Genomic DNA, 6,177 nt, shown 5'->3' on the forward strand with positions numbered 1-6,177 from the left:
GTGAGGGAACACCGAGCCTAGGCGAGGTGCCGACAGGCGGGGCAGAGCGCTTTGGTTACTTTGCCGCTTTTGCAAAGTGACTCGCTGTAAGAGCGAAACCATAAGCAGCCGTTACCCAAATAACGGATATACACACCATCACTCCGGCAAAGGAATCACCCGCAACGGCCGCACCGACTTATAAGAAAAACTCGAGTAAATCTCCTTAACACACGGCAACCCCTGCAACACCTCCCGCGCAAACTCTCCAAACGACTCCAGATCCTTCGCCACCACTTCCAACAAAAAATCATACCGCCCCGAAACGTTATGACACGCCACAATCTCGGGAATCTCCAGCAACCTTTGCTCAAACGCCCGGGCAACTTCCCGGGAGTGCGTATCCATCATGATGCTGACAAACGCCGTCACCCCATACCCCAGCGCCTTGGGCGACAGGATCGCCTGATAACCGCCGATCACCCCGCTGTCCTCAAGGTTCTTCACCCGCCGCCAACACGGCGAAGTGGTCAGCGACACCCGCTCCGCCAACTCCGCCACCGTCAACCGCGCATTACCCTGCAAGGCGTTTAAAAGTGCCTTGTCAGTCCGATCCAGATGCATGGGCATATCTTGCCTCAAAACGTCGTTTTTATTGTTTTTCATCCCAATCTACCGGCCTTTCCCAGCAAACTATGGAACGTTCGGCCGCCGTTATAAGCATAGCATTGTAGGAAATAAGGAGCGTCCGACCATGAAAAATAAACACAACACGTTCGGCTTTTCCACCCGCGCCATCCACCACGGCTATGACCCCCAGGACCACCACGGCGCCCTCGTGCCGCCCATCTACCTGACGGCAACCTTCGCCTTCCCCACCGCCGAATACGGAGCCGCCTGCTTCGCCGGCGAAGAGAGCGGACACTTCTACACCCGCATCTCCAACCCCACCCTGGCCCTGCTGGAATCGCGCATGGCCACCCTGGAAAACGGCGAAGCCGCCGTCGCCTTCAGCTCCGGCATGGGCGCAATTGCCGCGACGTTCTGGACCCTGCTGCGCCCCGGTGACGAAATCATCGTCAGCCAGACCCTCTACGGCTGCACCTTCGCCCTGCTGCACCACGGCATCGGCGAGTTCGGCATCAAGGTGCGCCACGTCGACCTCACCGACCTGAACGCCCTGAGCGAGGCCATCAACCCGGCCACGCGCATGATCTACTTCGAAACCCCGGCCAACCCCAACCTGCAACTGGTGGACATCGCCGCCGTCGCCGAGATCGCCCACCGGCAACCCGGTATCACCGTGGTGGTGGACAACACCTACTGCACGCCCTACCTGCAACGCCCGCTGGAAATGGGCGCCGACGTGGTGGTGCACTCGGCCACCAAATACCTCAGTGGCCACGGCGATATCACCGCCGGCATCGCCGTCAGCAGCCAGGCCCTGGCCCAGCGCATTCGCCTGCAAGGGCTCAAGGACCTGACCGGTGCGGTGATGTCACCCCAGGACGCCGCCCTGCTGATGCGCGGCCTCAAGACCCTGGCCCTGCGCATGGACCGCCATTGCAGCAACGCCCTGGCCATCGCCGAAGCCTTGCAGGCCCATCCCCTGGTGGAATGGGTGACCTACCCCGGCCTGCGCTCCTTCCCTCAATACGAACTGGCCGCGCGGCAGATGAAACAATCCGGCGGCATGATCGCGTTTGAACTCAAGGGCGGCATCGACATGGGCCGACGCTTCATGAACGCCCTCAAGCTGTTCACCCGGGCCGTGAGCCTGGGGGACGCCGAGTCACTGGCCCAGCACCCGGCCAGCATGACCCACTCCACCTACACCCCGGAGCAGCGCGCCCACCACGGGATTTCCGAAGGGCTGGTGCGACTCTCGGCGGGCCTTGAGGATGTCGCCGACCTGCTGGCCGACGTTGCCCAAGCCCTGGAGGCCTGTGCCGTAAAGCCGAAATCCCGGGCGGTGCAACACAACGTTCATCACGCTTGAAGTAAATTCACAGGCAGGCGCGACGTTTATCAATAGCCCGGCCTGAAAAGGTCGGGCTTCTCCCGTTGCGCCCTGCACCGCAAAAAATTTGATCCATTCATTGGCCCGTTTGCGAAAGCCTGTACTAGCATACGAGGCGGCAGTCATGGAGATCACTGCCCTGTACGCCGCCCTCATTGAAACTCATGGATGAAATGATGAACTCACACCTGTTCCCCCACATTGGCAAAGTCATCGCCAGCACCGGCAGCCGACATTTCCCGCGCATGCTGCACGACCTGATCCTCACCCAACTGGCGGTCGACGCCACGCACATCACGCAAATGCCTGTGAGTTCACCGCGCAAGGCAGGCAGTTCGCGAATGACGGGGATCAGCCCGGTGTACACCGACCCGCTGCCAGGGCAGGAAGAGGCCCAGGCCGCCGCCCAACTGCACCTGACCCGGCGCAAGGATGACGTCAGCTACGTGCTGTCGGTGTATCGCTCCAACCCCTGCGAAAGTTTTTCCCAGCAGGAGCGGATCATCCTGCAAGACTTCTCCTCCCTGCTGCTGCCGATGGTTGAAAAACACATCAGCGCCCTGCAACCCAGCGGTCCGGACAGCGAAGCGCCGCAGCAACAAGGCATCGACACCTTGCGCCGGCGCTTTGAAGAGCGCCTCGCGCAATCGGGGCTGGCCCTGTCCACCCGGGAGCTTGAGGTGTGCGTGGGGCTGCTGGCCGGGCGTACCGCACCGGAACTGGCGGAGCAGTTGGCACTGAAGGTCAATACCATCGAGAGCTACCTCAAGCGGGCTGCGATCAAGATGGGCATCAGTGGCCGGCATTCATTGATGCGGTGGATGTATTCCACAGAAGAAAACGCCACTCTCTAGAACACCGAGGAACAAATGTGGGAGCGGGCTTGCTCGCGAATGCGCAGTGTCAGTCAATACATGTGTGACTGATCCACCGCATTCGCGAGCAAGCCCGCTCCCACATTTTTTGATCTCTGCCCGGCCTAATCCCGGGCCAGGGCTTCAATCGGATCCAACCGCGCCGCATTCCGCGCCGGCACAAACCCGAACACAATCCCGATCAACGTTGAACACGCAAACGCCGTCACCACCGAGCCCAGGGAAAACACCATTTCCCACTCTTTCACAAACAACGAAAACAGATAGCCGATGGCGAATGACAGCGAGATGCCGATCATCCCGCCAATCAGGCAGACCATCACCGCTTCCACCAGGAACTGTTGGCGAATATCCGATTGCCGCGCGCCCACTGCCATGCGAATCCCGATTTCGCGGGTGCGTTCGGTCACCGACACCAGCATGATATTCATCACTCCGATGCCGCCCACCAGCAACGAAATCACTGCAATCAACGACAGCAGCAACGCCAGGGAACGGCTGGTTTTCTGCACCGTCTGCATGATGCTGTCGAGGTTGTTGGTAAAGAAGTCCTTGGTGCCGTGACGTTGCAACATCAGCTTGGTGACGTTCTCTTCCACCACCTTGCTCGGCTGGCCGTCCTTGATGCGCACCGTGATGCTGTCCAGATGACGCTGGCCCAACAGCCGCCCCGCTGCCGTCTCGTACGGCACCCACACGTTCAACGCCTTGCTGGCGGCGAACATGTTTTTGTTGTCGGCCGTCACCCCGATCACCGTACAGGGCAGGTTGCCCACCAGGATCACCTGGCCCAACGGATCCACGCCGGGCGCGAACAGCCGATGGCGCGCGTTGTGGTCGATCACCACCACCTGGGCCTGGCGCCGGGCGTCGCTTTCGCTGAAGGTAATTCCGGCTTCGAGCTTCAGGCCCTTGACCTGGAAATAGCGATCGCTGACCCCATTGACCTGGGCGTCCAGGTCGATATTGCCGTAACGCAGCAACAGGTTGCGCCCCACCACCGGCGTGGCGCTGTCGACGTAATACAGCTGGTTCAGCGCATCCACATCCGACGGCAACAACGTCTCGATGGCTGACGCACGGCTGTCACCAAAACTCTTGCCGGGAAAGATATCAATGGTGTTACTGCCAATGGCCTGGATGTCCTTGAGCACATAGCGCTTGGCGCCTTCGCCGATGGCCGAGATCGACACCACCGAAGTGATGCCGATGACAATGCCGAGCATGGTCAGCAAGGTGCGCATGCGATGGGAAATCAGCGCCACCCAGGCCATGTTGAAGGCCTCCTTGAACAGCCCGAGGCTCGCCACCAACTTGCGCGCACCGCTGCGCTTGGGCTCGATGGGCGCTTCGGTGGGCAGGTCGAGGCCGACACTCTGATTGGCGCGGTCACTGACGATCTCGCCATCGCGCACCTCAATGATCCGCTGGGCATTGGCCGCGACTTTCGGGTCATGGGTAACGATGATCACCGTGTGCCCGGCGGCGTGCAGCTCGGCCAGTATGCGCATCACCTCCTTGCCGCTGTGGGTGTCGAGGGCGCCGGTGGGTTCGTCGGCGAGGATCACTTCGCCGCCGTTCATCAAGGCCCGGGCGATACTCACGCGCTGTTGCTGGCCGCCGGACAGCTGGCTTGGGCGATGGGTCAAATGCCCCGACAACCCCAGGCGTGCCAGCAATTCCCCGGCGCGGCTATGCCTGGCGGTTTCCGGCGTACCGGCATAAATCGCCGGCATTTCCACGTTGTGCAACGCGCTCAGGTGCGCGAGCAAGTGGTAACGCTGAAAGATAAAACCGAAGTAGTCGCGGCGCAGCTCGGCCAGTTGCTCATCCCCCAGGGTGCGGGTTTCGATGCCATTGATCTTGTAGCTGCCGGCGGTGGCGTAGTCGAGGCCACCGAGGATGTTCATCAGGGTGGATTTACCCGAACCCGAGGCCCCGGTGATCGCGACCATTTCCCCGGCGTGGATGGTCAGGTCGATGCCCTTGAGCGCAATGAATTCGCGGTCACCGGCCATGAAACTGCGCACGATGCCTTTAAGCTCCAGCAGTGGCTGAGTCATCAATCAGCCCCCCGCCACGGCAGGCGATGGGTCGCCGATCACCACCTTGTCGCCTTCGGCCAGGCCATCGAGGATCTGCACCTTGACGTTGTTGTTGATGCCCGTCTGCACCTGCCGCGTGTTGGCCTTGCCCTTGGCGTCCAGCACCCGCACCGGGAAACTGCCATCGGCATTGCGCGGGCCGAGTGCGGCCACCGGCACGGTCAGTGCGGCCTTGGCGGTGTCGAGCACGATGCGCACCTGGGCGGTCATGGCGATGCGCAGGCGGTGGTCGGGGTTGGGTACGTCGAACAGCGCATTGTAGAACACCGCGGTGTTTTGCTTGGGGGTGCCGGCGGTCTGGGTTTCGAGGAAATTCTGCGGGGCAGGTTCGGTACCGCGCAATTTGGCGTAGTAGCGTTTGTCGGCCTCGCCGAGGATGGTGAAATACACCTGCTGGCCCGGACTGATGTGGATCACGTCCGCTTCGGAGACCTGGGCCTTGACGGTCATGGTGTCCAGATCGGCGAGTTTGAGCAGCACCGGTGCCAGTTGGCTGGCGATCACGGTCTGGCCTTCCTGGGTGACGATGCCCACTACATCGCCGTCGATTGGCGCGACGATGCGGGTGTAGGCCAGGTTGATCTTGGCGGTGTCGATCTGGATGTGCGCGCTTTTGATCTGGGCGTCGAGGGACATCAGGTTGGCGCGCTGTACCTCGTAATTGGACTCGGCGGTTTCGAAGTCCTGGCGGGACACGGATTCGTCCTCCTGCAGGCCCTGATAGCGTTCGTAGACGGATTTGGTTTCCTTGAGTTGCGCCGCAGTAGCGCGGCGTTGGGCCTGGAGGTTTTCTTCGTCGACCTGGGCTTTGCGCAGGGTGTTCTGCAGGATCAACGGGTCGATTTCGGCCAGCCATTGGCCCTTCTTGACCTTGTCGCCGACCTTGACCTTCAGGGATTTGAGTTGGCCGGAAACCTGGGCGCCGACATCGACCTGCTTGACGCCTTCGAGCAGGCCGGTGGCCAGGACGGCGTTTTCGATGTCACTGCGCTCGGCGGTGGCGGTCAGGTATTGCGGCGCGTCTGCGGGGGCCTGCACGGTGTAGATGGTCAGGGCGGCGGCGATTGCCAGGGCCAGGGCCATTCCTGTTTTGCGAAGCTTTGACTTTTCCATAAGTGACCACAGAAGACGTTGAAGTTGGTCCGGCTTTTGGCTCGGAGTACATATCCGTTTTTTTAGTAACGGCTGATATGGGTTC

5 protein-coding genes are annotated in these 6,177 nt (G+C 61.1%); 2 read left to right on the top strand and 3 right to left on the bottom strand.

Annotated features, from left to right (window positions below; translation table 11 throughout):
- Nucleotides 1-138 precede the first annotated feature (138 nt).
- Nucleotides 139-609: an Lrp/AsnC family transcriptional regulator gene (locus HX869_RS28005; protein ID WP_008430161.1), complete on the bottom strand. Its 471-nt coding sequence runs from the start codon at nucleotides 607-609 to the stop codon at nucleotides 139-141.
- A gap of 124 nt (nucleotides 610-733) precedes the next feature.
- Between HX869_RS28005 and HX869_RS28010 the strand changes: the two genes are divergently transcribed.
- Together HX869_RS28010 and HX869_RS28015 are read left to right on the top strand one after the other, a co-directional pair.
- The gene (locus HX869_RS28010; protein ID WP_177020135.1) at nucleotides 734-1,978 is read left to right on the top strand and encodes a methionine gamma-lyase; all 1,245 of its coding nucleotides are present in this window, start codon (nucleotides 734-736) and stop codon (nucleotides 1,976-1,978) included.
- Between the two features lie 185 nt (nucleotides 1,979-2,163).
- Entirely contained in the window at nucleotides 2,164-2,853 is a 690-nt protein-coding gene (locus HX869_RS28015; RefSeq protein ID WP_102369467.1) for a helix-turn-helix transcriptional regulator, read from the top strand.
- Nucleotides 2,854-2,978: 125 nt separating this feature from the next.
- Here HX869_RS28015 and HX869_RS28020 read toward each other — a convergent pair whose 3' ends face one another.
- Entirely contained in the window at nucleotides 2,979-4,937 is a 1,959-nt protein-coding gene (locus tag HX869_RS28020) for a MacB family efflux pump subunit (RefSeq protein ID WP_003212489.1), read from the bottom strand.
- A 3-nt stretch (nucleotides 4,938-4,940) separates the two neighbouring features.
- Nucleotides 4,941-6,092, bottom strand: coding sequence for a macrolide transporter subunit MacA (macA, locus tag HX869_RS28025; protein WP_032898521.1), 1,152 nt, complete (start codon nucleotides 6,090-6,092; stop codon nucleotides 4,941-4,943).
- Between the last annotated feature and the right edge of the window lie 85 nt (nucleotides 6,093-6,177).

The sequence above is a fragment of the Pseudomonas sp. P7779 genome, assembly GCF_013386315.1.
Taxonomy (GTDB): Bacteria; Pseudomonadota; Gammaproteobacteria; order Pseudomonadales; family Pseudomonadaceae; genus Aquipseudomonas.

Coding starts and splice junctions, on each gene's coding strand:
- HX869_RS28005 (WP_008430161.1), bottom strand. CDS start 609: ATGCCCATGCATCTGGATCGGACTGACAAGGCACTTTTAAACGCCTTG.
- HX869_RS28010 (WP_177020135.1), top strand. CDS start 734: ATGAAAAATAAACACAACACGTTCGGCTTTTCCACCCGCGCCATCCAC.
- HX869_RS28015 (WP_102369467.1), top strand. CDS start 2,164: ATGGATGAAATGATGAACTCACACCTGTTCCCCCACATTGGCAAAGTC.
- HX869_RS28020 (WP_003212489.1), bottom strand. CDS start 4,937: ATGACTCAGCCACTGCTGGAGCTTAAAGGCATCGTGCGCAGTTTCATG.
- macA (WP_032898521.1), bottom strand. CDS start 6,092: ATGGAAAAGTCAAAGCTTCGCAAAACAGGAATGGCCCTGGCCCTGGCA.